Annotated in this window: 27 protein-coding genes; 22 read left to right on the top strand and 5 right to left on the bottom strand. The window is 41.9% G+C overall.

Features of this window, described 5'->3' with window-relative positions; translation table 11 throughout:
- Positions 1-30 precede the first annotated feature (30 nt).
- From NYE79_RS09510 to mnmG, 3 genes are read left to right on the top strand one after another with little or no spacing between them, the layout of a single operon-like run.
- The gene (locus NYE79_RS09510; RefSeq protein WP_000193648.1) at positions 31-486 is read left to right on the top strand and encodes an NUDIX hydrolase; all 456 of its coding nucleotides are present in this window, start codon (positions 31-33) and stop codon (positions 484-486) included.
- Between the two features lie 8 nt (positions 487-494).
- Positions 495-926 carry an NUDIX hydrolase gene (locus tag NYE79_RS09505; RefSeq protein ID WP_000989469.1) on the top strand — a complete coding sequence of 144 codons (432 nt, stop codon included), beginning with the start codon at positions 495-497 and terminating at the stop codon, positions 924-926.
- Positions 916-2,829 carry a tRNA uridine-5-carboxymethylaminomethyl(34) synthesis enzyme MnmG gene (gene mnmG / locus NYE79_RS09500; RefSeq protein ID WP_000221902.1) on the top strand — a complete coding sequence of 638 codons (1,914 nt, stop codon included), beginning with the start codon at positions 916-918 and terminating at the stop codon, positions 2,827-2,829. The genes NYE79_RS09505 and mnmG overlap by 11 nt, the downstream gene beginning before the upstream one ends.
- 209 nt (positions 2,830-3,038) lie before the next feature.
- On the opposite strand, the gene NYE79_RS09495 is transcribed toward mnmG, so the two are convergent.
- From NYE79_RS09495 to cibA, 4 genes are all read right to left on the bottom strand, one after another.
- Complete coding sequence (locus tag NYE79_RS09495; protein ID WP_000331970.1) at positions 3,039-4,718, bottom strand: ribonuclease J; 1,680 nt, start codon at positions 4,716-4,718, stop codon at positions 3,039-3,041.
- A gap of 1 nt (position 4,719) precedes the next feature.
- Complete coding sequence (locus NYE79_RS09490; protein WP_000639585.1) at positions 4,720-4,953, bottom strand: DNA-dependent RNA polymerase subunit epsilon; 234 nt, start codon at positions 4,951-4,953, stop codon at positions 4,720-4,722.
- A 604-nt stretch (positions 4,954-5,557) separates the two neighbouring features.
- Positions 5,558-5,701, bottom strand: a complete 144-nt coding sequence (locus NYE79_RS09485; RefSeq protein WP_216728630.1) for a bacteriocin — start codon at positions 5,699-5,701, stop codon at positions 5,558-5,560.
- A 1-nt stretch (position 5,702) separates the two neighbouring features.
- A complete protein-coding gene (gene cibA / locus NYE79_RS09480) occupies positions 5,703-5,885 on the bottom strand; it encodes a fratricide two-peptide bacteriocin subunit CibA (RefSeq protein ID WP_000180842.1) in 183 nt (60 codons plus the stop codon).
- Between the two features lie 191 nt (positions 5,886-6,076).
- On the opposite strand from cibA, the gene tsaB reads away from it, so the two are divergent.
- The 16 genes from tsaB to dltD all read left to right on the top strand — a co-directional run bounded on the left by tsaB (position 6,077) and on the right by dltD (position 20,919).
- Positions 6,077-6,760: a tRNA (adenosine(37)-N6)-threonylcarbamoyltransferase complex dimerization subunit type 1 TsaB gene (gene tsaB, locus NYE79_RS09475; RefSeq protein WP_216728629.1), complete on the top strand. Its 684-nt coding sequence runs from the start codon at positions 6,077-6,079 to the stop codon at positions 6,758-6,760.
- Complete coding sequence (rimI, locus tag NYE79_RS09470) at positions 6,757-7,194, top strand: ribosomal protein S18-alanine N-acetyltransferase (RefSeq protein ID WP_216728628.1); 438 nt, start codon at positions 6,757-6,759, stop codon at positions 7,192-7,194. The genes tsaB and rimI overlap by 4 nt, the downstream gene beginning before the upstream one ends.
- Complete coding sequence (tsaD, locus tag NYE79_RS09465) at positions 7,184-8,194, top strand: tRNA (adenosine(37)-N6)-threonylcarbamoyltransferase complex transferase subunit TsaD (RefSeq protein ID WP_216728627.1); 1,011 nt, start codon at positions 7,184-7,186, stop codon at positions 8,192-8,194. The genes rimI and tsaD overlap by 11 nt, the downstream gene beginning before the upstream one ends.
- 109 nt (positions 8,195-8,303) lie before the next feature.
- Complete coding sequence (locus tag NYE79_RS09460; RefSeq protein WP_216728626.1) at positions 8,304-9,167, top strand: XRE/MutR family transcriptional regulator; 864 nt, start codon at positions 8,304-8,306, stop codon at positions 9,165-9,167.
- Between the two features lie 116 nt (positions 9,168-9,283).
- The gene (locus NYE79_RS09455; protein ID WP_339293703.1) at positions 9,284-9,949 is read left to right on the top strand and encodes a lysostaphin resistance A-like protein; all 666 of its coding nucleotides are present in this window, start codon (positions 9,284-9,286) and stop codon (positions 9,947-9,949) included.
- Positions 9,950-10,019: 70 nt separating this feature from the next.
- On the top strand, positions 10,020-11,246 hold the full coding sequence (locus NYE79_RS09450; protein ID WP_000862370.1) for an MFS transporter: 1,227 nt from the start codon (positions 10,020-10,022) through the stop codon (positions 11,244-11,246).
- A gap of 191 nt (positions 11,247-11,437) precedes the next feature.
- Positions 11,438-12,046, top strand: coding sequence for a hypothetical protein (locus NYE79_RS09445; RefSeq protein ID WP_049489438.1), 609 nt, complete (start codon positions 11,438-11,440; stop codon positions 12,044-12,046).
- A 136-nt stretch (positions 12,047-12,182) separates the two neighbouring features.
- Positions 12,183-12,878 carry an AzlC family ABC transporter permease gene (locus NYE79_RS09440; protein ID WP_000659754.1) on the top strand — a complete coding sequence of 232 codons (696 nt, stop codon included), beginning with the start codon at positions 12,183-12,185 and terminating at the stop codon, positions 12,876-12,878.
- Positions 12,868-13,191, top strand: a complete 324-nt coding sequence (locus NYE79_RS09435; RefSeq protein ID WP_044021513.1) for an AzlD domain-containing protein — start codon at positions 12,868-12,870, stop codon at positions 13,189-13,191. Before NYE79_RS09440 ends, NYE79_RS09435 begins: the two co-directional genes overlap by 11 nt.
- 102 nt (positions 13,192-13,293) lie before the next feature.
- On the top strand, positions 13,294-14,136 hold the full coding sequence (locus NYE79_RS09430) for an amino acid ABC transporter substrate-binding protein (protein WP_000724967.1): 843 nt from the start codon (positions 13,294-13,296) through the stop codon (positions 14,134-14,136).
- A 154-nt stretch (positions 14,137-14,290) separates the two neighbouring features.
- Entirely contained in the window at positions 14,291-15,145 is an 855-nt protein-coding gene (locus NYE79_RS09425; RefSeq protein WP_000694533.1) for a MetQ/NlpA family ABC transporter substrate-binding protein, read from the top strand.
- Positions 15,146-15,263: 118 nt separating this feature from the next.
- Positions 15,264-16,637 (top strand): M20/M25/M40 family metallo-hydrolase, encoded by a 1,374-nt coding sequence (locus NYE79_RS09420; RefSeq protein ID WP_125328312.1) that lies wholly within the window; start codon positions 15,264-15,266, stop codon positions 16,635-16,637.
- Positions 16,630-17,691, top strand: a complete 1,062-nt coding sequence (locus tag NYE79_RS09415; RefSeq protein ID WP_049477567.1) for a methionine ABC transporter ATP-binding protein — start codon at positions 16,630-16,632, stop codon at positions 17,689-17,691. The genes NYE79_RS09420 and NYE79_RS09415 overlap by 8 nt, the downstream gene beginning before the upstream one ends.
- Position 17,692: 1 nt before the next feature.
- Complete coding sequence (locus tag NYE79_RS09410; RefSeq protein WP_000444640.1) at positions 17,693-18,385, top strand: methionine ABC transporter permease; 693 nt, start codon at positions 17,693-17,695, stop codon at positions 18,383-18,385.
- A gap of 159 nt (positions 18,386-18,544) precedes the next feature.
- On the top strand, positions 18,545-19,699 hold the full coding sequence (gene dltB, locus NYE79_RS09405) for a D-alanyl-lipoteichoic acid biosynthesis protein DltB (RefSeq protein ID WP_084918065.1): 1,155 nt from the start codon (positions 18,545-18,547) through the stop codon (positions 19,697-19,699).
- 47 nt (positions 19,700-19,746) lie between these two features.
- Positions 19,747-20,919 (top strand): D-alanyl-lipoteichoic acid biosynthesis protein DltD, encoded by a 1,173-nt coding sequence (gene dltD / locus NYE79_RS09400; protein WP_084918067.1) that lies wholly within the window; start codon positions 19,747-19,749, stop codon positions 20,917-20,919.
- A gap of 174 nt (positions 20,920-21,093) precedes the next feature.
- Here dltD and NYE79_RS09395 read toward each other — a convergent pair whose 3' ends face one another.
- Positions 21,094-21,663: an MptD family putative ECF transporter S component gene (locus NYE79_RS09395; RefSeq protein ID WP_125328309.1), complete on the bottom strand. Its 570-nt coding sequence runs from the start codon at positions 21,661-21,663 to the stop codon at positions 21,094-21,096.
- A 133-nt stretch (positions 21,664-21,796) separates the two neighbouring features.
- On the opposite strand from NYE79_RS09395, the gene NYE79_RS09390 reads away from it, so the two are divergent.
- From NYE79_RS09390 to NYE79_RS09380, 3 genes are read left to right on the top strand one after another with little or no spacing between them, the layout of a single operon-like run.
- Entirely contained in the window at positions 21,797-22,411 is a 615-nt protein-coding gene (locus tag NYE79_RS09390; protein ID WP_000514460.1) for a DUF624 domain-containing protein, read from the top strand.
- The gene (locus NYE79_RS09385; protein WP_000800569.1) at positions 22,389-24,059 is read left to right on the top strand and encodes a sensor histidine kinase; all 1,671 of its coding nucleotides are present in this window, start codon (positions 22,389-22,391) and stop codon (positions 24,057-24,059) included. Before NYE79_RS09390 ends, NYE79_RS09385 begins: the two co-directional genes overlap by 23 nt.
- Before the next feature lie 11 nt (positions 24,060-24,070).
- Entirely contained in the window at positions 24,071-25,357 is a 1,287-nt protein-coding gene (locus tag NYE79_RS09380) for a response regulator transcription factor (RefSeq protein ID WP_000278905.1), read from the top strand.
- Positions 25,358-25,366 lie beyond the last annotated feature (9 nt).

Raw genomic sequence — 25,366 nt, 5'->3', positions numbered from 1 at the left:
TTTTTGTGTCGTTTAAGGGAAAGGATAAAAATGACTCAACAAGACTTTCGGACAAAAGTGGGAAATACGGTTTTTGGTGTTCGGGCGACAGCCTTGATTCTCCAAAATCGCAAGCTCCTAGTCACCAAAGCCAAGGGCAAGTATTATACTATTGGCGGTGCGATTCAAGTCAATGAAAGCACGGAAGACGCGGTAGTCCGTGAAGTGAGGGAAGAACTGGGTGTCAAAGCTCAAGCTGGACAGCTAGCTTTCGTAGTTGAAAATCGTTTTGAACAGGACGGTGTTTCCTATCACAACATCGAGTTTCATTACCGGGTGAATTTGCTTGAAGAAGCTCCATTGACCATGCAGGAAGACGAAAAAATGCAGCCTTGTGAGTGGATTGACTTGGATGAACTCCAGAATATCCAGCTAGTTCCAGCCTTTTTAAAAACAGCTCTACCAGATTGGGACGGTCAACTAAGACACATTCATCTTGAGGAATAGGAGAGAAAATGATGGTTAAGCTTATTGCCCATGTACTTGTTCATAGTGGTGGTGATTATTTACTCATTCAGCGTTCGGAAATTAAAAGAGGAGAACCCAACGTTTATCCAACTTACTGGGATATTCCTGGCGGCGGGGTTGAAAAGGGTGAACTTCCGCGAGATGGTGCTCTTAGAGAATGCATTGAAGAAGCGGGAGTTAGGCTAGATAGCAGTTCGCTCAAGCTTCTTCACGAAGATAGTCAACTGGATACCTCTAAGGATAAGGTTTTTACTCGCTTAGTTTATAAAGCAGAGTGGGTTGGGGAGAAGCCAATTATCAGATTAGATCCTGAAGAGCATACACACTTTAAATGGGTTACTTTGGATCAAGCTCTAGAGGAGGAGAAGTTAGTTCCTTATTTGCGAGAAATTTTTGAAAGGTTAAGAAATGACTTATAATTTTACGGAAGAATACGATATTATTGTAATCGGTGCGGGGCACGCTGGGGTGGAGGCATCTCTAGCTGCTAGCCGTATGGGCTGCAAGGTATTGCTTGCGACCATCAACATTGAAATGCTGGCTTTCATGCCTTGTAATCCTTCTATCGGTGGCTCTGCCAAGGGGATTGTCGTGCGTGAAGTGGATGCCCTTGGTGGTGAAATGGCTAAAACCATTGACAAGACCTACATCCAGATGAAGATGCTCAACACTGGGAAAGGTCCAGCTGTCCGTGCCCTTCGTGCGCAGGCTGACAAGGAGCTTTACTCTAAGGAGATGCGCAAGACAGTTGAAAATCAAGAGAATCTCACCCTTCGTCAAACCATGATTGATGAGATTTTGGTGGAAGATGGTAAGGTTGTCGGTGTGCGTACAGCTACCCATCAAGAATATGCTGCTAAGGCTGTTATCGTGACGACAGGGACTGCACTCCGTGGGGAAATCATCATCGGAGACCTCAAGTATTCGTCAGGTCCTAACCACAGTCTGGCTTCGATTAACCTTGCTGACAATCTCAAGGAACTGGGACTCGAAATTGGTCGTTTCAAGACAGGAACGCCTCCACGTGTCAAGGCTTCCTCTATCAATTACGATGTGACAGAGATTCAGCCAGGAGATGAAGCGCCAAATCACTTCTCCTACACTTCACGTGATGAGGACTATGTCAAGGACCAGGTGCCATGCTGGTTGACCTACACCAACGGTACCAGTCATGAGATTATCCAAAACAACCTCCACCGTGCGCCTATGTTCACAGGTGTGGTCAAGGGAGTTGGGCCTCGTTACTGTCCATCGATTGAGGACAAGATTGTACGCTTTGCGGACAAGGAACGCCACCAACTCTTCCTAGAGCCAGAAGGGCGCAATACAGAGGAAGTTTATGTCCAAGGACTTTCAACCAGTCTGCCTGAGGATGTCCAACGTGACTTGGTTCATTCCATCAAAGGTTTGGAAAATGCTGAGATGATGCGAACTGGTTATGCCATTGAGTATGACATGGTCTTGCCTCATCAGTTGCGTGCGACACTAGAAACCAAGAAAATCTCAGGACTTTTCACAGCTGGTCAGACAAATGGTACATCTGGTTACGAAGAAGCTGCTGGCCAAGGGATTATCGCGGGTATTAATGCGGCTCTGAAAATCCAAGGCAAGCCTGAATTGATTTTGAAGCGCAGTGACGGTTATATCGGGGTCATGATTGACGACTTGGTGACCAAGGGCACCATTGAACCTTACCGTCTCTTGACCAGTCGAGCTGAATACCGTCTCATCCTCCGTCATGACAATGCAGATATGCGTTTGACCGAGATGGGACGTGAAATTGGTCTCGTTGATGATGAACGTTGGGCTCGTTTTGAAATCAAGAAAAATCAGTTTGACAATGAGATGAAACGTCTAGACAGCATCAAACTCAAGCCGGTCAAGGAAACCAATGCCAAGGTTGAGGAGATGGGCTTTAAGCCGTTGACAGATGCAGTGACAGCCAAAGAATTCCTTCGTCGCCCAGAAGTGTCTTACCAAGATGTAGTTGCATTTATCGGACCAGCTGCTGAGGACTTGGATGACAAGATTATCGAATTGATTGAAACAGAGATCAAGTACGAAGGCTATATTTCCAAAGCCATGGATCAGGTTGCCAAGATGAAACGCATGGAAGAAAAACGCATTCCAGCCAATATTGATTGGGATGATATTGATTCTATCGCGACAGAAGCCCGCCAGAAGTTCAAACTCATCAATCCAGAAACCATCGGCCAAGCTAGCCGAATTTCGGGAGTAAACCCAGCAGATATTTCTATTTTGATGGTGTATTTGGAAGGTAAAAATCGTAGTATTTCTAAAAATCTTCAAAAATCAAAATGATACGTCGTCGGCTTCTTACGAATGAGTTCAAAGCTTGGCTTTGATTCATCTACAACCTCCCATAGTTCCCCGAACTATGGGAGCTAACTTGAGTTATGCTTTTGCCTAGCCTTCTAGTCTGATTTCGATTTTTATTGAGTTTCAATCTCAAAAAAGCATAGAAAAAACAGCTCCGAAAACGGGGCTGTTTTGTTGATTTTCGAAGAGTATTATTCTTCATCTGGTGTGAGAATCATCGGGATGATAATCGGTTCACGTTCTGTATTTTCATAGAGGAAAGGACGAATAGCGTTGACAATGGCACCATTGACAGATTGCACGCTGGCATCTTTGTTCTTCAGTGCGATACGAATAGCATTGAAGAGGATGCGCTGGCTTTGGCGAATCAAGTCTCCAGATTCTCTCATGTAGACAAAGCCTCGGCTGAGGATATCTGGACCAGACAAGATCATTTTAGACTTGAAGTCAACAGTTGCGACTGCTAGAACGACACCATCTTCAGATAGATCTCTACGGTCTTTGAGGACAGCAGCGCCGATTTCACCGATACGATTTCCATCGACATAGATGTCTTGGGCGTTGAAATGGCCTGCGATACGAGCAGAGTTAGCAGTAAGGGCAAGCACATCACCATTACTCATGATAAAGATATTGTCCTTCTCGACACCCGTATCCACCGCTAGTCCAGCATGGACTTTCTGCATGCGGTATTCACCGTGAACAGGCATGAAGTATTTGGGCTTGATCAAACGGAGCATGAGTTTTTGCTCTTGCTGACCGCCGTGTCCAGAGGTGTGGATATTGTTAATCTTTCCGTGAATGACTTCGACACCAGCTTCAGAAATGATGTTAATCAGCTTGTTGACGCTAGTGGTGTTTCCAGGGATTGGGCTAGAAGAGAAGATAACGGTATCGCCGGGTTGGAGTTGCACCTGACGGTGGGTTCCGTTAGCGATACGAGAGAGGGCCGCCATCGGCTCCCCTTGACTACCTGTACAGAGGATCAGAACCTCGCCTGCAGGGTAGTCTTTGATTTCATTTGGCTCGATAAAGGTTCCCTTAGGAGCTTTGATGTAGCCAAGCTCGATACCGTTGACAATGGCCTTTTCCATAGAACGACCAAAGACCGCAATCTTGCGTCCAGTCTTAACAGCAGCATCTGTTGCTTGCTGGAGACGGAAGATATTTGAGGCAAAGGATGCAAAGATGATGCGTCCTTCGATGCCTTGGATGATCTTCATGATGGACTGACCAACGACTTTTTCAGAGTTGGTAAAGGTTGGTACTTCCGCATTTGTCGAGTCAGAGAGGAGACAGAGTACACCTTCTTCCCCAAGGGCAGCCATACGGTGCAAGTCTGCAGGCTCTCCAACTGGAGTAAAGTCAAACTTAAAGTCACCCGTACAGACGATTTTTCCTTGAGGAGTATGAATAACAATCCCCAAAGGCTCTGGAATGGAGTGGGTTGTTCTAAAGAAAGTTGCCTTGAGATTTTTAAAGGTCAACTCAGTGTTGTGGTTGATTTCGTAAAGTTTGGCGTTGCGCAAAAGGCCGTGTTCTTCGAGTTTCCCACGGATTAAAGCCAGGGCAAGTGGTCCAGCGTAGATAGGGACATTTGCTTGCTTGAGCAGGAAAGGAATCCCACCGATGTGGTCCTCGTGTCCGTGTGTAATCAAAACGGCTTTGACGCGGTCGATATTGTCCACGATGTAAGAGTAGTCAGGGATAACGTAGTCGATACCCAGCAAGTCATCTTCTGGGAATTTAATCCCAGCATCGACGATGATAATTTCGTCTTGGTATTCAATTCCGTAAGTGTTTTTCCCGATTTCTCCCAGACCACCGATGGCAAAAACGCCGACTTCTTCAGGTTTAAGAGTGTAGGCCATATTAGAACTCCGTAATCTCGAAAGCGCCAGTTTCTTTTTCGTAATCTAGCAATTTGTCAGACAAGAGTTCGATAAATTCGATATTGTACTCTGGGCGATTTTCTTCGACAAGTTGGCGAGCAGCGATACGGCCCTCAAGTTCTGAGCTGGCATCGATGTCTAGGTAAAGTGAGCGTGTTGTTTCACGACGTGGGCTACGTTCTTTTGTTTCTTGATAAAAAACTTTGTAAATCATATAGTTCCTTTCTATTTACAGGTCAGCTTATTCCAAACTTTTAGTAGAGATTTGCTTGATTTCATTCCATTTTGTGTCTAGATTGACCTTGATTCGTTACAATTATTTCAATTATACCACAAAATGAAAAATTAGTAAAAGACGGAAATGGAGAAAGTAAAGGCTGACAAAAGCGTAAAACTTGGATGACAAGATGAAATAAAATTGTTTTGAGCAAAAAAGAAACAGCCCTTGACCGAAGTCAAGAGCCGTCAAACACTGGGGGGCGAATTGTTCAATCGCATTTTCAGTTCTTTAGAAACCAAAGTTTCAGGGATAGCACTGCAACCCGAAGAGTCAACGACTCAACCTGATTTTCCTTCCAGTGTTGAATTACATTTTAACATTGATGGTTAAAAGAGTCAATGGATTCGCCATCTTTACGCCCCTCTTTTTTCTCAGCAAAAATCGAGTTGAAACATAAAAAGAAAATAATGCAAACAGATAAATCAACTGGTAAGGGTGTAACGATTATGTTTAAATCATTGAAAATGATGAGTAAACTATAAGAGATGAAGAGAATAAAATTTACCCTTCTAAAAATGTGCCTTTTATCTAGCATGACTTATCCAAATTTCTTACGAATATCTTTCCCGATAGTGTAAGCGGCCATAAATAAAGCTATACCAACACCTACACCAAAACCACCCTTGATTCCTTGCAATTCTTTATTAGAAATTGCGCAATACTTATCCAAACCTTTAATCATACTAACCTCCTAAAAAATAACCAGCTGCCAAACCAGACCCTACAAGTGCTGTTCCACCTGCAATGGCTTTCCAAGAAACTGCTACTCCAAAGATAACTAAGGGAGCGAGACCACCATCAATATCTGATAATTCATTTTCAGATAACGATAAAAATTGATTGTCAAGAACGTCAAAATTTGTCATTGAACTTTCCTCCTTTTTTCTTGTTCACTTATATATTCGGAAAAAATAGAAAAAAGCTACAACCTTTTTGAATTTTTGTACTATCCTCTTTTTGTCTAAATGGTAAGCCCTTTTGTTTCAAAAAGAAGAAAATTCCCATGCGTCAGCTTTTGTAGTATAATAGTAAGCAGACAAAAAGATAGGAATGTGTTATGAAAGTATTAGCTTTTGATACGTCCAGCAAGGCTCTTTCTCTCGCTATTTTAGAGGATAAGCAGGTTCTTGCCGAGACTATGATCAATATCAAGAAAAATCACAGTATTACCCTCATGCCTGCCATCGATTTTTTGATGGCCAGTCTGGATTGGACACCCAAGGACTTGGATCGTATCGTGGTGGCAGAGGGACCTGGTAGCTACACAGGTTTGAGAATCGCGGTAGCAACTGCCAAGACCTTGGCTCATACCCTGAACATCGAGTTAGTGGGGATGTCTAGCCTCTTGGCTCTGGTACCAAGCCAGAAAGAAGGCTTGGTAGTTCCTATTATGGATGCACGTCGCAACAATGTCTATGCTGGCTTTTATGAAAATGCCAAGGATGTCTTTCCAGAAGCACACCTGTCCTTTGCGGAAGTGCTAGAGCAGGTCAAGGATGCTGAACAGGTAACCTTTGTTGGAGAAGTTGGAGCCTTTGTGGAACAAATCCAAGAACAACTACCACAAACTAGCTATCAAGAAACCTTGCCAAATGCAGCTAATCTAGCTCTTTGGGCCTGGGACAAGGAAGCAGACTCCTTGCACGACTTTGTGCCAAATTACCTCAAACGTGTTGAGGCTGAGGAAAACTGGCTCAAGAACAACTCCGAGTCTGGCGAGTCCTACATTAAACGCCTATGATAGAGATCAAACGAATCCAACAGCAAGCTGACTTGGCACAAGCTATCTATGCTGTTATGGTAGATGTTTACCCAGTCAGTCCGTGGACGCTGGAACAAATCCAAGCAGACCTGTCCCAAGACCAGACTTGGTATGCTCTGGCTTATGATGGGGAAGAAGTGATAGGTTTTCTAGCAATTCAGGAGAATCTATTTGAAGCAGAAGTCTTGCAAATTGCTGTCAAAAAAGCCTATCAGGGTCAGGAAATTGCGTCAGCCTTGTTTGCTCAATTGCCGACAGATAAGGAGATTTTCCTTGAAGTCAGAAAGTCAAACCAACGAGCGCAAGCATTTTACAAGAAAGAAAAGATGGCGGTCATCGCTGAGCGAAAGGTCTACTACCACGATCCAGTTGAGGACGCCATTATCATGAAGAGAGAAAAAGATGAAGGATAGATATATTTTAGCATTTGAGACATCCTGTGATGAGACCAGTGTCGCTGTCTTAAAAAACGACGACCAGCTCTTGTCCAATATCATTGCTAGTCAAATTGAGAGCCACAAACGTTTTGGGGGCGTAGTGCCAGAAGTAGCTAGTCGTCACCATGTCGAGGTCATTACAGCCTGTATCGAGGAGGCGCTAGCAGAAGCAGGGATTATCGAAGAGGACATAACAGCTGTGGCAGTTACCTATGGACCGGGCTTGGTTGGAGCTCTACTAGTTGGCTTGGCAGCTGCCAAGGCCTTTGCTTGGGCGCATGGCCTGCCACTGATTCCCGTCAACCACATGGCTGGGCACCTCATGGCAGCTCAGAGTGTGGAGCCTTTGGAGTTTCCTTTGTTGGCACTCTTGGTTAGCGGTGGACACACCGAGTTGGTCTATGTGTCAGAGGCTGGCGATTACAAGATTGTTGGGGAGACACGAGACGATGCAGTTGGGGAGGCTTATGACAAGGTCGGTCGTGTCATGGGCTTGACTTATCCAGCAGGTCGCGAGATTGACGAGTTGGCCCATCAAGGTCAGGATGTTTATGACTTCCCTCGTGCCATGATCAAGGAAGACAATCTGGAATTTTCTTTTTCCGGTCTCAAGTCGGCCTTTATCAACTTGCATCACAATGCCCAGCAAAAAGGAGAAGTCTTGTCTAATCAAGACCTGTCAGCAAGCTTTCAGGCAGCTGTCATGGATATTCTCATGGCAAAAACCAAGAAGGCTTTGGAGAAATATCCTGTTAAAACTCTGGTAGTGGCAGGTGGCGTGGCAGCCAATAAAGGTCTCAGAGAACGCCTAGCAGCCGAAATTACAGATGTCAAGGTCATCATTCCACCCCTGCGTCTCTGTGGAGACAATGCAGGTATGATTGCCTATGCCAGCGTCAGCGAGTGGAATAAAGAAAACTTTGCAGACTTGGACCTTAATGCCAAACCGAGTCTCGCCTTTGATACCATGGAATAAAGAGTCAGCTTGAAGCTGGCTTTTTTGCTAAAATATTTTATAATATGTTAAAAAAGGAAAAGTTTTTACGAATAGAATAGTAAAGGGAATCTTTAAGGGGAGTTTGGCCATGATTGAAAAAATGGAGTTGGGAGAATTTTATAAGGAATTGCGCTTGGCGAGAAAACTCAAGCAGTCAGATGTTGCTTGTGATGGACTGACAGCATCCCAGCTATCCAAGTTTGAACTGGGACAGTCTATGCTGTCTGCGGATAAGCTGATCCTAGCGATCCAAGGGATAAATGTGACCTTCGATGAATTTGGACACAAGCTCAACAACTATCAAGAATCTCCGCATATGAAATTTGGTAGAAGGGTTGTGGATCGTTTTGCCCATCAGGATATAGCGGGTTTAGAGCAACTGTTGGAGGAAATCGAACAAGAACAGATGGCAGAAACCTATCGTCGTTTGAATGCTATTGTAATCAAAGATGCTATCCATTCCTTGGATAAAAGCTATCCGCTAGCAGAGGAGGATAGCGAGTTTTTAACCACCTATCTCTATGCTATCGAGTCTTGGACCTGGTTTGAACTCTATATATTCTGTAATACCATGCCTTTCTTGAGTAATCAAGATTTGATATTTTTATCAACCTCTTTACTTGAAAAATCCAAGGAATTTAAAGAATTGGTACATAATAGACTGTATATGAAAAGTGGCTTTCTGAATATTATATCAGAGCTCATGGAGCGCAAACTTTTCTCTTACATCCCAATCTTTGAAGCCGAGTTAGAGAGCATGCTCCGGCCATATGATGTTTTTGAGAAAGTATCATTGCAGTTTTTAAAGAAGATGAGTGTATTCCTTCAAACTAAGGAAAGCAATCAAAAAGAGATTGAACACTTTATCCAATCTCTACAAGTATTAGAAAATCCACAATTAACAGCTCTTTTTGAACTACGCTTACAGCAATATAAAGACCTTATCGATTAACAAACAATCGCAAAAATGAAATTTCTATAAGAAAAAAATGTCAAATATGCGATTTTCTAAAATGTGGTGATTTCCGTGTTATACTATCCTTATTTCATAGTATAGGAGAAAATAGAATGAAAAAGATAATCTCACGCTACTACTTTATTATAGCCGTTTTACTTGTCATTGCTGACCAGTTCTTCATTCGTTTGCTTTTACATACCGATCTAGCTACTGGTCTATCCGACTTTGCCTATTATTTGTCGGATATGCTGTTGAATTTTCTTGTGGTTCTGCTTGCTATTATTGTTATGGTTTGGTCAGGGAAATGGCAGAAAATTAACAGTCGAAAATTTAGAGGTTCCTATCTTTTTTATTCCTTTTTAGCTCTTCTTGCTTTTGTTATTTGGAATTTCGTCACATTTTATCTTTTCCCATCTACCAAAAATGAAATTGCTTATCAACTGGATGTCCCTACTTTTACAGGAGCTACAGCATTTTTGATGTATTTTTTCTATCCTGTGATTGCAGGTCCCATTTTTGAAGAGATGATTTATCGTGGATTGGTGATGACCGCTCTGGAAAAAGGAAAGAAATGGGGACTGGATGTGCTCGGTTCGGCTGTTTTATTCGGGGTCTTGCATATTAGTAATCATGGTTGGGTCTTGACAGACTTTTTCGTATATATGGGTGGCGGTCTCATATTTGCAGTCTTATTTAGAGTGACAAAGTCCATTTATTGGCCTATTGGACTGCACATAGTCTACAATGGCATTGGTCAAATTTTACCGTTGCTGTAATTTTAGGTGCTCAGCAATATCGGTCTATTCTTGGGGAAAAGTTCCCATTTGAATTCAAAAAGGAGTTGCGATGAAAGTATTTATTCAAAATAGAGATTTTAGGCAGTTAACCATCAACCAGTGGATTTCAACGGTTGGGGATACGATTTTTTATCTTGCTTTTTTGAATTATGTGGCAGACGCTTCGTTTGCCCCCTTGGCGATTTTACTCATTACGATTTCAGAGACTGTTCCTCAAGTTCTGCAAATCTTTATGGGAGTTTTGGCTGACTTTCAACACCATCGTGTTCTAAAGTATACGCTTATTAGTTTTGTCAAATTTGTACTTTATTCTATAGTTGCACTTTCGCTTTCAGGGCAGTCCTTTTCCTTATGGCTCGTATTCTTTATTTGTTTAATGAATCTCTTGTCGGATACATTGAGTTACTTTTCAGGAGCCATGCTAACTCCTATTTTTATAAGAATCATTGGGAAAGAACATCTGACAGAAGCTATTGGCTTTAAACAATCAACAGTTAGTTTAGTTCGGACAATCAGTAATATTCTAGGAGGGGTTTTACTAGGAATTCTTTCCATTCAGTTTATTTCCTTGCTAAACGCTCTGACGTTTCTGATAGCATTTGTAGGTATTCTTCTCATAAAAAATGATCTTTTGAAAGTTGAAAAAACAATTAGCTATCAAGAAGGTCTTTCTATAAAATCGTTTTGCCAGCATTTGTTCCAATCATCGAAATTGATCTGGAATATGGATAGAGTGATCTTCATTTTGTTTATCGTCTCTATCAGCCAAGCTGTGATCAATGTCACTGTTCCTATTTCGACTCTTTTTTTAAGAAACCAACCGTTTTTGAATTTACAAACTGGTCAATCACTCGCTTTGTTATCAACACTAGAATTGTTAGCACTTATTGTCGGAAGCCTTGTAAGTGGCTATCTGAAAAATACAATTTCTATAAAAACAGCTCTATACGCTTCGGTCGTCATCCAGTTACTCCTTCTAGTAGGATTTGCCACAGTTCATTTTGGTTTGATTCTGCTTTTCAGCTCCTTGGATGCCTTCATCGCAGGGTTACTCTCTCCTAGATTGCAAGAACTCGTCTTTAAACAAATACCTGAGGAGTCAATGGGAGCGGTTCAATCCTCTATTGGTGCTATTACGGTTGTTTTACCAAGTCTATTCACAATCGTTTTTGTAACGATTGCTACAAGTTTTGGAACCCTAGCGGTCAGCTTTATTCTATTGCTATTACTCCTAACCGCATTTGTCATGCTCTTGAATATTCGTGAGAGCATTTAGTAGGGAACTTTGATTTAATTTTTGTTCATATGATAAGGCTGGCTTCCCAGTCTTTTTTTATCTCCAATATCTAATAATAGTCCTTGTTCAATTCCTTGTTACCTTAAATGAAAAAGTAATTTTAAAATCAATCACGGAATCCGACTCTATCAAAGTTTGTCAATCATAGAGTTTTTTTGTATAGTAGAAATATGAGATTTACAAAAATAATCAGTAGTTTGCTTGCTCTTGGAGCTTTACTCATGCTTTTATCAGCTTGCCAGAATATCAAAAAGACACAACTGGTCTTGTTTGAATCCCTTTCGTTCGGTATGTCTCCTAAATCTTTTGAAGAAGGATTTGGAAAGGCAAGCGAGGTGGAGGAAGAAAAGGAAACGGCCTATCGCGACACTTGGCGTGCAGAAGACCCATATTTCTATAAAACAGGTCGCCTTTTCTATCACTATGAGCAGATTACTTTGAAAGGCTATCCAGGCCGAGCGACCTTTACATTTTCAAAATCGCATCGTTTGGAAGAAGCGACAGTTCATATTCCTGTAACTTCAAAGGTGGAGCAGAAAGTAGTGCTTAACAATCTATCCCAGACTGTAAAAAAAGAACTGGAAGAACTCCCAGATTACCAGTCCATGACAACTGATACAGTAGGCCTCTATGATGACGGTTATCGCTACAAGGTCAAGTTGAAGGGACAACAGTGGGAACTCTGGGTGGATGTCTATCCAACAGAAAATAAATATGCTACAGACACAGAAACCGATAAGTATACTATCCGAGTGGATCAATTTCTCATGTATCCATGATGCTTCCTCTTCAGCACTTTTTCTGGCAATAGGTTTCGAATCCGAAACTTTTTTCTCTTCTTTGAATATGTTATAATAGTCCGTGCTGTGGCTGTGATGACGAACAGCCGCAATTGGAGAGAATATGAGGAGAAGGATGAAAGAAAAAGGATTTTGGGAAGGTGTTCAGGCGGCCATGCCGACTGCTCTTGGCTATGTCAGCATTGGTCTAGCCTGTGGGATTATTGGTGCGCCTTATGTGACACCTGTTGAGATGGGCTTGATGAGCCTCTTTGTTTATGCTGGGAGTGCCCAGTTTGCCATGTTGGCACTGATTGCGGTACAAGCGCCTGTGGCAGCCATTGCTATGACAGTTTTTTTGATCAACTTGCGACTCTTTTTGCTGAGCTTGCATGCATCGACCTATTTCCGTCATACTAGTCTCTGGCAAAACATCGGTATGTCTAGCCTCTTGACTGATGAGACCTATGGAGTTTTGATGGGCGAATTAGCCCATACAGACAAAGTCCATCCTATGTGGATGCACGGGAACAATCTCAATAGTTATGTAGCCTGGTTTATTGGGACAGTGGCGGGGACAGCTTTAGGTGGCCTTCTTCCAAATCCTGAAGTCTTTGGCTTAGACTTTGCCCTTGTTGGGATGTTTATCGGGATTTTTACTTCGCAATTTCAGATTATGCAAAGACGGGTTCCTGTACGGAATCTGCTGCGGATCCTAGCCGTTGTTGCGGTGTCCTTCTTTTTGCTCTTGACAGTAGTGTCTCAGTCGCTAGCTGTTTTGTTTGCGACCTTGCTAGGTTGTACCATGGGGGTGGTCTTAGATGGTCAGTAAATATCTTTTGTTAGCCGTTATCTTTTCAGGCCTAGTGACTTGGATTCCCCGTATGATTCCCTTCATCTTGGTTAAGTACAAGGGGTTGCCAGCTATCGTTGAGCGGTTTTTGAAGTTCTTGCCTGTTTCCATTATCTTTGCCTTGATCCTTTCAAGCGTGGTGACTGGAAAGGTTGGCAGCCTTCCCCAGATCAAATGGCTGGACTTTTTAGCAGTCTTTCCAACGGCTTGGATAGCCTTTCGCTACCGCAATCTAGTGGGTACGGTTCTTTTTGGAGTGGTCTTGATTGCAGTCTTGCGTCTAGTCTTTTAGTCAGCCATAAAAAAAACCTATCACCGAGATAGATATCATATAATGGCGAAAAAAAATATTTTCTGTTAAGATAGTAAAGTATTCTATTTTGGAGGAAATGACATGAAAAAAATCGTCAAATATTCATCTCTGGCTGCTCTAGGACTTGTTGCCGCAGGTGTACTAGCAGCTTGCTCAGGTGGAGATAAGAAAGATACTGCAACTAGTGAAGCAGCATCTGGTAAGAAAGAAATTATCGTTGCAACCAATGCTTCACCAAAACCATTCAACTACGAAGAAAATGGCGAGTTGACTGGTTATGAGATTGAAGTAGTCCGTGCTATCTTTAAAGACTCTGACAAATACGATGTCAAGTTTGAAAAGACAGAGTGGTCAGGTGTCTTTGCAGGTCTTGATAGCGACCGTTATCAAATGGCTGTGAACAATATCAGCTATACCAAAGAACGTGCTGAAAAGTACCTTTATGCAGCTCCAACTGCTAAAAACCCTAACGTTCTCGTTGTGAAGAAAGACGACGACAGCATCAAATCACTTGATGACATCGGAGGTAAGTCTACTGAAGTCGTTCAAGGGACAACATCAGCTAAACAGCTAGAAGATTATAACAAACAACACGCTGACAATCCAACGGTTCTTAACTATACCAAAGCTGATTTCCAACAAATCATGTCTCGTTTGAGCGATGGTCAGTTTGACTACAAGATCTTCGATAAAATTGGTGTTGAAACAGTTATCAAGAACCAAGGTTTGGACAACTTGAAAGTCATTGAACTTCCAAGCGACCAACAACCTTACGTTTACCCACTTCTTGCTAAAGGTCAAGATGAGTTGAAATCATTTGTAGACAAACGTATCCAAGAACTCTACAAAGACGGAACTCTTGAAAAATTGTCTAAACAGTTCTTCGGGGACACTTACCTCCCAGCAGAAGCTGATATTAAATAGTCGTATGAAATCATCCAGTCTGAGAAAGGCGGATGATTTCTCAATTTTTAGGTATATAGTTTCAAACTATATGTCTGCCTATCTAATAACAATTTGCTAATTCAAATAAAGTATGAGATACTATTACGGTATTATTTTTAAAGGAGAAAGAATCATGAAAATTAAAAAATGGCTCGGTGTAGCAGCTCTTGCTACAGTCGCAGGTTTGACTCTTGCAGCTTGCGGAAATTCAGAAAAGAAAGCAGACAACGAAACAGTTGTCAAAATTGCAACAGTTAACCGTAGCGGTTCTGAAGAAGCGCGTTGGGATAAAATCCAAGAATTAGTTGAAAAAGATGGAATTAAATTGGAATTCACAGAGTTCACAGACTATTCTCAACCAAATAAGGCAACTGCTGATGGCGAAGTAGACTTGAATGCTTTCCAACACTACAACTTCTTGAACAACTGGAACAAAGAAAACGGGAAAGACCTTGTAGCGATTGCAGATACCTACATCTCACCAATCCGCCTTTACTCAGGTAAAAATGGGGAAGAAAACAAGTACACTAAAGTGGAAGAAATCCCAGATAACGGTGAAATCGCCGTACCAAACGATGCAACAAACGAAAGCCGTGCGCTTTACTTGTTGCAATCAGCTGGTTTGATCAAATTGGATGTTTCTGGAACTGCACTTGCAACAGTTGCTAACATCACAGAAAATCCAAAGAACTTGAAGATTACTGAATTGGACGCTAGTCAAACAGCTCGTTCATTGTCATCAGTTGATGCTGCCGTTGTAAACAATACCTTCGTTACAGAAGCAAAATTGGACTACAAGAAAGCACTCTTCAAAGAACAAGCTGATGAAAACTCAAAACAATGGTACAACATCATTGTTGCGAAAAAAGATTGGGAATCATCACCTAAGGCTGATGCTATCAAGAAAATTATCGCAGCTTACCACACTGATGAAGTGAAAAAAGTTATCGAAGAAACATCAGACGGTTTGGACCAACCAGTTTGGTAATAAGACACAGGGAGGTGGGAGAGAGTTTCCACCTCTTGCTTTTGTATAGAGAGTTGATTTTAAAGAGGCACTTGTTGTCGTTTTGAGGACGCAAGTACGTAGTAGAAAGAGAGAGAAAATGGTTTTTCCTAGCGAACAAGAGCAGATTGAAAAATTTGAGAAGGATCATGTTGCCCAACATTATTTTGAAGTCTTGCGCACCTTGATTTCCAAGAAATCAGTTTTTGCCCAACAGGTTGGACTCAAGGAGGTCGCAAACTATCTGGGTGAGATTTTCAAGCGTGTGGGAGCTGAAGTTGAGATTGATGAGAGCTACACGGCGCCTTTTGTCATGGCGCATTTCAAGAGTTCGCGTCCGGATGCCAAGACCTTGATCTTCTATAATCACTATGACACCGTGCCAGCGGATGGCGACCAGGTGTGGACAGAGGATCCGTTTACCCTTTCTGTGCGAAATGGCTTTATGTATGGACGTGGGGTTGACGACGACAAAGGCCACATCACGGCTCGTTTGAGTGCTCTGAGAAAGTATATGCAGCACCATGATGACCTGCCTGTCAATATCAGTTTTATCATGGAAGGGGCAGAGGAGTCTGCTTCCATGGATCTAGATAAGTATTTAGAGAAACACGCAGACAAACTTCGTGGGGGGGACTTGCTAGTCTGGGAACAAGGGACAAAGAACGCCTTGGAACAGCTGGAAATCTCTGGCGGAAACAAGGGGATTGTGACCTTTGATGCTAAGGTGAAAAGTGCGGATGTGGATATCCACTCGAGTTATGGTGGTGTCGTGGAGTCAGCGCCGTGGTATCTTATCCAGGCCTTAAGTAGTCTGCGAGCTGCTGATGGATGTATCTTGGTAGAAGGCTTGTACGAGAATGTTCAAGAGCCAAATGAACGAGAACTAGCCTTGGTAGATGCCTACGCCCAACGCAATCCTGAGGAAATCAGTCGCATTTATGGCTTGGAATTGCCTCTCTTACAAGAGGAACGTGCAGCCTTTCTAAAACGGTTCTTTTTCGAGCCAGCCCTTAATATCGAAGGGATTCAGTCAGGTTATCAAGGTCAAGGGGTTAAAACGATTTTGCCAGCAGAAGCCAGTGCCAAGTTAGAAGTTCGTTTGGTTCCTGGCTTAGAACCGCATGATGTTCTGGAAAAAATTCGGAAACAGCTAGACAAAAATGGCTTTGATAAGGTAGAATTATACTATACCTTGGGAGAGATGAGCTATCGAAGCGATATGAGCGCGCCAGCTATTCTCAACGTAATCGAGTTGGCCAAGAAATTCTATCCACAGGGCGTTTCAGTTTTGCCGACAACAGCGGGGACAGGACCCATGCATACGGTCTTTGATGCCCTAGAGGTACCAATGGTGGCCTTCGGTCTAGGAAATGCCAATAGCCGAGACCATGGTGGAGATGAAAATGTGCGAATCGCCGATTACTACACCCATATTGAATTAGTAGAGGAGCTGATTAGAAGCTATGAGTAGAGATATTATCAAGTTAGATCAGATTGATGTGACTTTTCACCAAAAGAAGAGAACCATCACAGCGGTCAAGGATGTGACCATTCACATCCAAGAAGGGGATATCTACGGAATCGTTGGATATTCTGGAGCAGGGAAATCAACCCTTGTACGGGTGATTAACCTCTTGCAAAAACCATCTGCAGGGAAAATTACCATTGATGACGATGTGATTTTTGATGGTAAGGTCACTTTGACGGCGGAACAGTTACGTCGGAAACGTCAAGATATCGGGATGATTTTCCAACACTTTAATCTTATGAGCCAGAAAACGGCCGAGGAGAATGTGGCCTTTGCCCTTAAACATTCTGGACTCAGCAAGGAAGAAAAGAAAGCTAAAGTAGCCAAGTTGTTGGACTTGGTTGGCTTGGCTGATCGTGCAGAAAACTATCCGTCACAACTATCTGGAGGACAAAAACAGCGTGTGGCCATTGCGCGTGCCTTGGCCAATGATCCAAAAATTTTGATTTCAGACGAGTCAACGTCTGCCCTTGACCCTAAGACAACCAAGCAGATTTTGGCCTTGTTGCAAGATTTGAACCAAAAATTAGGCTTGACGGTTGTTTTGATTACGCATGAAATGCAGATTGTCAAAGACATTGCTAATCGTGTAGCAGTCATGCAGGATGGTCGTTTGATTGAAGAGGGCAGTGTCCTTGAAATCTTCTCAGATCCTAAACAACCTTTGACACAGGACTTTATCTCAACAGCTACAGGTATTGATGAAGCCATGGTTAAGATTGAGAAGCAAGAAATCGTAGAACATTTATCTGAGAACAGTATTTTAGTGCAGCTCAAGTATGCAGGGGCTTCGACAGACGAACCACTTTTGAATGAATTGTACAAACATTACCAAGTAACGGCCAATATCCTCTATGGAAATATCGAAATTCTCGATGGTACTCCCGTTGGAGAATTGGTGGTGGTCTTGTCAGGTGAAAAAGTATCGCTAGCAGGTGCTCAAGATGCCATCCGTCAGGCTGGTGTCCAACTAAAAGTATTGAAGGGAGGACAGTAAGATGGAATCATTGATTCAAACCTATTTACCAAATGTCTATAAAATGGGCTGGGCTGGTCAGGCAGGCTGGGGAACAGCCATCTACCTAACTCTTTATATGACAGTTCTTTCCTTCATCATCGGAGGGTTCTTGGGGTTGGTAGCAGGTCTTTTCCTCGTCTTGACAGCACCAGGTGGTGTCTTGGAAAATAAGGTTATCTTTTGGATTTTAGACAAGATCACCTCCATTTTCCGTGCGGTTCCTTTCATCATCCTCTTGGCAATCATGTCGCCACTGTCTCACTTGATCGTCAAGACTAGTATCGGGCCAAATGCAGCCCTTGTCCCCCTTTCTTTTGCAGTCTTTGCCTTCTTTGCCCGTCAGGTGCAGGTTGTCTTGGCTGAGTTAGATGGTGGTGTCATTGAGGCGGCTCAAGCGAGCGGAGCGACCTTCTGGGACATCGTGGGTGTTTACCTATCAGAAGGTCTTCCAGATTTGATTCGTGTGACGACTGTGACCTTGATTTCCCTTGTTGGGGAAACAGCTATGGCGGGAGCAGTTGGTGCTGGTGGTATCGGTAACGTAGCCATCGCTTATGGATTTAACCGCTACAATCACGATGTGACTATCTTGGCAACCATTATTATCATCTTGATTATCTTTACAATCCAGTTCTTGGGAGATTTCTTGACCAAGAAATTAAGTCATAAATAAATGGAAGGAGTTCAAAGGGACTCCTTTTTGTTTTCTCACTGAAATGCAAGAAGGATAAAGCCTCTTTTTAGAAATATGCTATAATAAAGAAAGGTCCCCAATTAGCAAGTCAGAAACTTTGCTGTAGAAGAGATGATAATGTAAAGGAGTTTGTCTGGTATGAATTATTTCGAGGGGAATGAGTTTTTCCTTCTCTGGTTTGTAGTTTTACTGATTGGTTTTGTGGTAAACTTTTTTGAAAAACGTAAAGACTACTATATTTTGGCGCTCTCCCTCTTATTTGCAGGAGCTATCTATGGTAAGAGTCGAGCGATGATTGTCTATTTGCTCGCCTTTATCGTTTACCAGTATTTCCTGGTTTTTCTAGCACAGCGGATAGAGGCAAAGCGGCTGAAACCACTGGTTTTCCTTTCCATTCTTCCTTTGGTAATCAATAAAGTCTTTGCCCTGACTTCTCTGCATTTGTTGGCCTTTATTGGAATTTCTTACATGTCCTTTAAGACCATTCAGATCATGCTAGAAATATCGGATGGCTTAATCAAAGAAAAAATCAGTGTAAAAGATTATCTACAGTTTTTGCTCTTTTTCCCAACAGTTAGTGCTGGTCCAATTGATCGGAGTAGGAGATTTTTAAAAGAGATGAACGAGGTCATGCCACGAAAAGAGTATCTAGAGTTAGCAGGGGATGGTGTGTATCGTATCGTTCTAGGCCTTGTTTACAAGATTGTTTTATCAACCTATGTTTACCAGATGTTACTCGCTCTAAATAATACGGACATAGTCGTTTACTCAATCAAGTATATGTACCTCTATACCTTGTATCTGTTCTTTGACTTTGCAGGCTACAGTCTAATGGCCGTTGGAAGTAGTAATATTCTAGGTATTCAGACACCGATGAACTTTAACAAACCTTTCTTGAGTGTCGATATCAAAGATTTCTGGACCAGATGGCATATCACCTTGTCGACCTGGTTGAGAGATTTTGTATTTTCAAGAGTATTGATGCAAGTTATCAGGAAAAAATGGTTTAAAAATAGACTACACAATGCAACCTATGCCTATATGGTCAATATGTTGGTCATGGGTTTTTGGCATGGTCTTAGTGTTAGTTACATTGTCTATGGTTTTTATCATGGTGTCTTGATGGCTGGATTTGAAGTGTATCAAAAGAAAAGCAATTTTTATAAAAAAAATAAAAATAAGAACTGGTATAAGCTACTAAGTTGGTTTGTGACCATGAATTTGGTTATGATTGGTTTCTTTATCTTTTCAGGTGAACCCTATAAAATCTTACTGACGATTTTAAAGAGATAAGAGATTGAAAAGAAATCTTCCAGACCGAAGGGATAGGATAAAACGAGATGATTAAATTAAAAGCATTTTTACTATCGCTTGTGCTCGTAATTGCGACGCTTGCCCTTTTAAATGTGACGTATGTCAAGAAGCTTGATGATTATTATAAAGTCAAGGATAACAGTATTCGTTATAGCACCTCGTATGAAAAGTATAAAAGTAGAGATATTATAACAAGCAATATCACCCCCAATACACTAGTTCTAATGGGTTCCTCAGAGTTGGTTGCGACGATAAATGAGGACTATCATCCAAATAAAATTTTTAACTACAACGATTTTAATATCATGCAGATTGGGACCAGTTATTCTCAAAATATCATTCAAGCCTCTACTTTAGCCTCTATTGAAGGATCTATGAGCAAGCGAAAAGTAGCTATAGTAGAGTCTGTTCAGTGGTTTGAAAAAGATGGGACTCATCAAGATGCCTTTTTGAACAAGGCTTCTCAGGAACATATTTTTCACATGCTAGATAATGACAAGATTAGTAAAGAAACGAAAGAAAAACTAATCAATCGCATTATCGAGATTACCAAGGGGAACAAGCAACAAAATGACATCTACAAAAAATACAAAAGTTATTTCATAGATGGAAAAGGAACTATTGTTGATAAAAAACTATTAGAGTTTGAGAACGCGATGTATTCCTTTAAGCTCAAACGAAAATTTTATGAAAATCATGAGAAATCAGATTATCCTTCACTAGGGGATAAAACCCCAGACTATGATTGGGAGAAAATGACGAATCAGTTTGTGGAAGAGGTCAAAAAGAAAACAGACAATAATGACTATGCTGTTGATAATAACTACTACAATACTTACTTAAAAGATCGCTATGCATCGCTGAAAGATTCCAATAAAGATTTGAGCTATCTGGAGTCACCAGAATATTCAGATATGGAACTCTTCTTGACAGTTGCCAAAGAATTGGGCATTGAAGTTGAGGTTATTATTTTCCCAGTAAACGGGAAATGGAATGACTACACTGGTGTCTCAAGAGAGATGCGAGAAAAAACTTATAAAAAAATAGAAGATGTCGCAAAAAGCCATGGTGCAACCGTATTAAACTATGGAAACAGAGAGTATGATGATTACTTTTTATTTGACGTGATGCACGTTGGAGTGAAAGGATGGATGGAAGTTGAAAAAGAACTTTACAAATTTGCAAACCAAGCTAACTAACACACATCGTTTAATCTTGTGGACACTATTTTTTTATACGGTTATCTTGAGCATCGTGATTTACTGTTTTGTGACCGATTTTTCGAATATTCAAGAATTTATCTATAGTGAATTTTAAGATTGTATACAAAAAGGCCCTGGAACTAGGCATTGCTAGTCTTCAGGGCTTTTACCTTATAGTTTATCGGCTATTTTTTGACTTAGAAATTGCCCAACCACAGCCCCGATCAAGGCACCTAGGAGGATGCTTGAAACAAAGAGAAGGATTTTGTCCAACTCTGGAGCGACCATGATACGGTCGATGTATTCTTGGGATTTCCCACGCGCAAGTAAGGTGGCCACGTAAGCTTTGGGACGGATCCACATGAGGAAGATAGGGCCACTTGTGCTAAAAGCAAAGACGAGGAAGGAGAGGGTGTTTTTGATTCGGTCTTTGTAGTTTCCGAGACGAGCGATGGCATCTGCTGCAAGACCACAGGCGAGTCCTGGGAGAAAGGCACCAGTGCCATGCTTGCTAGCTAGGAAAAAGAGAGCCATAAAGAGCCCGAGAGTGGTAATGGCACCAAAACGAGGGACCTTCGTCAAAAGAAGCATGTAGACACTGCCACCGACAAGGGCAGAAAAGGCCGGCGCGTAGAACATATTGCCTGTTTGATCGACCAGGTGTCCTAGGAAGACTCCAATCCCTACACAGAGAAAGTAGAGGACGGCGGCCAAGAGGGTGGTTAAGATATTTTTCTTCATGAGAATCTCCTTGATGCGAATTAACAAAACCAATTGTATCACGCTTTTTGAGGATTGTAAATGGGAGTTCTAAATTTTTGAAAACGCTTGAAATATGATATAATAGTTACATCGTTAGTTTAAGGAGAGTAGCATGGGAAAGTTTCTAGAATTCGTCTTTAATCGTATCTTTTTGGGAATGATTGCGACGGCTTATTTCTGGCTATTAACACTAGCAGGAGGAGTGGTCTTTGGTTTGGCACCAGCTAGTGCCACCCTGATGAGTTTGTATGCGGAGCATGGTTATACCTATCGAGCCTACCATTTGAAGGAAGCTTGGGAATTGTATAAGAGCAATTTTGTCAAGAGTAATCTGGCTTTCTATAGTTTTGTGTTTGTGGATCTTGTCCTAGTTTATGGTTTATACCTTCTAGTTCAATTGCCCCACCAGACGATTTTCCACCTCTTGGCGACCTTTCTCAATGTCCTTGTAGTTGCCCTTGTCTTTCTAGCCTATACTGTGTCCTTGAAACTTCAGGTGTACTTTGATTTATCCTACCAAAATACCTTGAAACTATCCCTTATTGGGATTTTTATGAGCCTACCTGCGATTGCCAAGGTTTTACTCGGGTCCGCTCTCCTTGTAGGAGTTGGTTATTATATGCCTGCCTTGCTCTTTTTTGTAGGAATTGGAATGTGGCATTTCTTTATCAGTGATATGTTGGAACCTATTTATGAAAGTATCCATGAAAAATTGGCGACAAAATAGAATGAAGCAGTTCTGGCTTCACTCTCTTTTACGGATTTATAGTTTGGTTATGATCGTGGTCATTGCCAGTTTTGCGATTATGTTATCGTATGCTGACTGGGACTCGCGTGAGAAGGAGGCCCAACGGGTTGCAGAACGTGTGACCACTCGGACAGTGAGTGAAGTGGAATACTATCACAGAGAGTCAACCCAACTTGCTCAGTCTTTGGTTGAAAATCAGGCCCGCATCGAAGGGATTTACAAGTATTTCAGTCTCAGCACACCAGACTATTTCTATTGGCAATTAGAGCGTAAAACTTCGCCTTATATATCGGTTTCCCTGTATGAAAATATTGATGACCTCTATGTTCGGAATGATTTTGTGACTGGAGTGGCTATTGTTCTTCAGGACTATAAGGAAGTGTATGTTTCGACTAGAGAAAAACGCAGTGGAGAGAAAATTCCTGCAGAGGATTTTAAGCCAACAGCCAATAGTTTTGCCATTCCTGTTTCCGATCCTGTGTCTGACAAGGATTTAGGAGTGATCTATATCTCCCTATCCCCGGATGTTTTACATGGCGCTATTGACAATACTCGGGGTCATATCCCAATGGCTGTAACAGTAACTTCGCCTTTTGAGACCGAGATGTTCCATATTGGGGAGAAGGTCTCAGCCGAGCGAGAAAACTGGTTTGTGGGTGTCACCTCTCATGGTTATCAGGTTCGAGTCGCTGTTCCTAAAAATTTTGTTCTTACAGGAACTTTGACGAGTTCAGCTGTCATTATTGGGCTAAGTATTCTCTTTATCATTATTTTGTACGTGACCCTTAGACAGACTTTTTCAAATTACCAAAAGCAGGTCGTAGACCTAGTTGATTCGATCGAGGTGATTGCTCAAGGAGAAGAAGGCCTTCGAATCGATACCTCTGAAAAAGACCAAGAGTTGCTTCTCATTGCAGAAACAACCAATGATATGTTGGATCGCCTGGAAAAAAATATCCATGATATCTATCAGCTAGAGCTCAGTCAAAAAGATGCCAATATGCGAGCCCTGCAGGCTCAAATCAATCCTCACTTTATGTACAATACTCTGGAGTTTTTACGGATGTATGCCGTCATGCAAAGTCAGGATGAACTGGCAGATATTATCTATGAATTTAGTAGCTTGTTACGCAACAATATCTCTGACGAGCGGGAAACGACCTTGAAGCAGGAGTTGGAATTTTGCCGAAAATATAGCTATCTCTGCATGGTGCGTTATCCTAAATCCATTGCCTATGGTTTCAAGATTGCACCAGAATTGGAAGAAATGAGGATTCCAAAATTTACACTCCAACCATTGGTAGAAAACTACTTTGCCCATGGTGTTGACCATCGCAGAACGGATAATGTCATCAGTATCAAAGCCTTGAAGGGCCAAGGCTTCGTTGAAATCCTAGTGGAAGACAATGGTCGAGGAATGCCCGCTGAGAAACTAGCTAGCTTGCAAGAAAAATTAGCTCAACGAAGTTTTGAACACGAGGCAAGCTATAGTGGGGAGCGGCAATCAATTGGAATAGTAAATGTACACGAACGCTTTGTTCTCTACTTTGGGGATCGCTACCAAATCAGTGTAGAGTCAGCTGAGCAAGAAGGTGTTCGTTACCATATCACTATCCAGGATGAATAGAAAGGGTAGAAATGTATAAAGTTTTATTAGTAGACGATGAGTACATGGTGACAGAGGGGCTCAAGCGATTAATCCCCTTTGAAAAATGGGATATGCAAGTCGTCGCAACAGCTAATCACGCAGATGATGCTTTGGACTATATTAAGAAAAATCCAGTAGATGTGGTCATTTCCGATGTCAACATGCCAGATAAGACCGGACTTGAGATGATTAGGGAAATGAAAGAGCTACTTCCAGATACCTATTATATCTTGCTGTCTGGTTATCAGGAGTTTGAGTACGTTAAAAAAGCCATGAACCTTAGTGTCGTGGATTATCTGGTCAAGCCAGTAGACAAGGTGGAGTTGGGCAATTTATTAGAAAAAATTGCGCAGCAGCTTCAGGAAAAGGTGGAACAAAGTCAGACCCTCAGTCAAGAATTGGATGAGACAGGATTTACGAACTACCTGTCAGGTAAAGACAGCTGGTGGATTGGTCTATCCAAGGAAAAGCAGGGTTCTTTTACCATTCCTTACTATGTTTTGGGGCAAGACTGGCAGATTTTCATCTCTGATCAACCGCTCGATGGCATCGTCGTGACACCATTTGAAGCACCCTACCAGCAGTCCTTTGAGAATTGGAAGATCAACGCTGAAAAAGCCCTCTTCTACGGTTCAGTTAATCTAGAAAAATCCGAGAGTTTGTTTGCCTATTACGAGCCGATTTATCGGGTGATTATCCAAGGGAATATCAATCAAATCATCGAAGAATTAACCTTGCTAGAGAAGGTCGTCTTGGAGAATACCCCGCGCGTGGCTATCACGAAGCAGCTCTTTACCCAGTTTGTCATGGATGTCTTTCATTTGTTTGAACACCTAAAAGCAGATGATATGACCGAGATTGTCAAAGCTATCCATGCCATTAACACCTTTGAAGAATTGGTTGCCTATATCAAAGAAACCTTGACCAAGTTCTTTGGCCAGTATCGCATGAATGAAAATGTGGTGAGCGTTCTGGAGGTGATTGGGCGTGATTATCAGAAAGAGCTCTCACTTAAGGATATTAGCAAGGATCTCTTTATCAATCCTGTCTATCTCGGTCAGCTGATCAAGAGGGAAACCAACTCAACCTTTGCGGAATTGCTCAATAAACAGAGAATTAAGGCAGCGCAGCAACTCTTACTGTCGACCAGTGATAGCATCGAAGATATTTGCTATGCAGTTGGCTATAGTAATGTTGGATATTTCTATAAGGTTTTCCGTAAATTGTGCGGAAAATCACCGAAAGCTTATCGGAAACAAGTTGAAACTAGCTTGTAAAAGTTGTAT

The sequence above is a fragment of the Streptococcus sp. FSL W8-0197 genome (genome assembly GCF_037963785.1).
Taxonomy (GTDB): Bacteria; Bacillota; Bacilli; order Lactobacillales; family Streptococcaceae; genus Streptococcus; species Streptococcus oralis_CQ.
The sequence above is the reverse complement of the archived record's forward strand: the minus strand, read 5'-3'. Positions and strand labels throughout refer to the sequence as shown.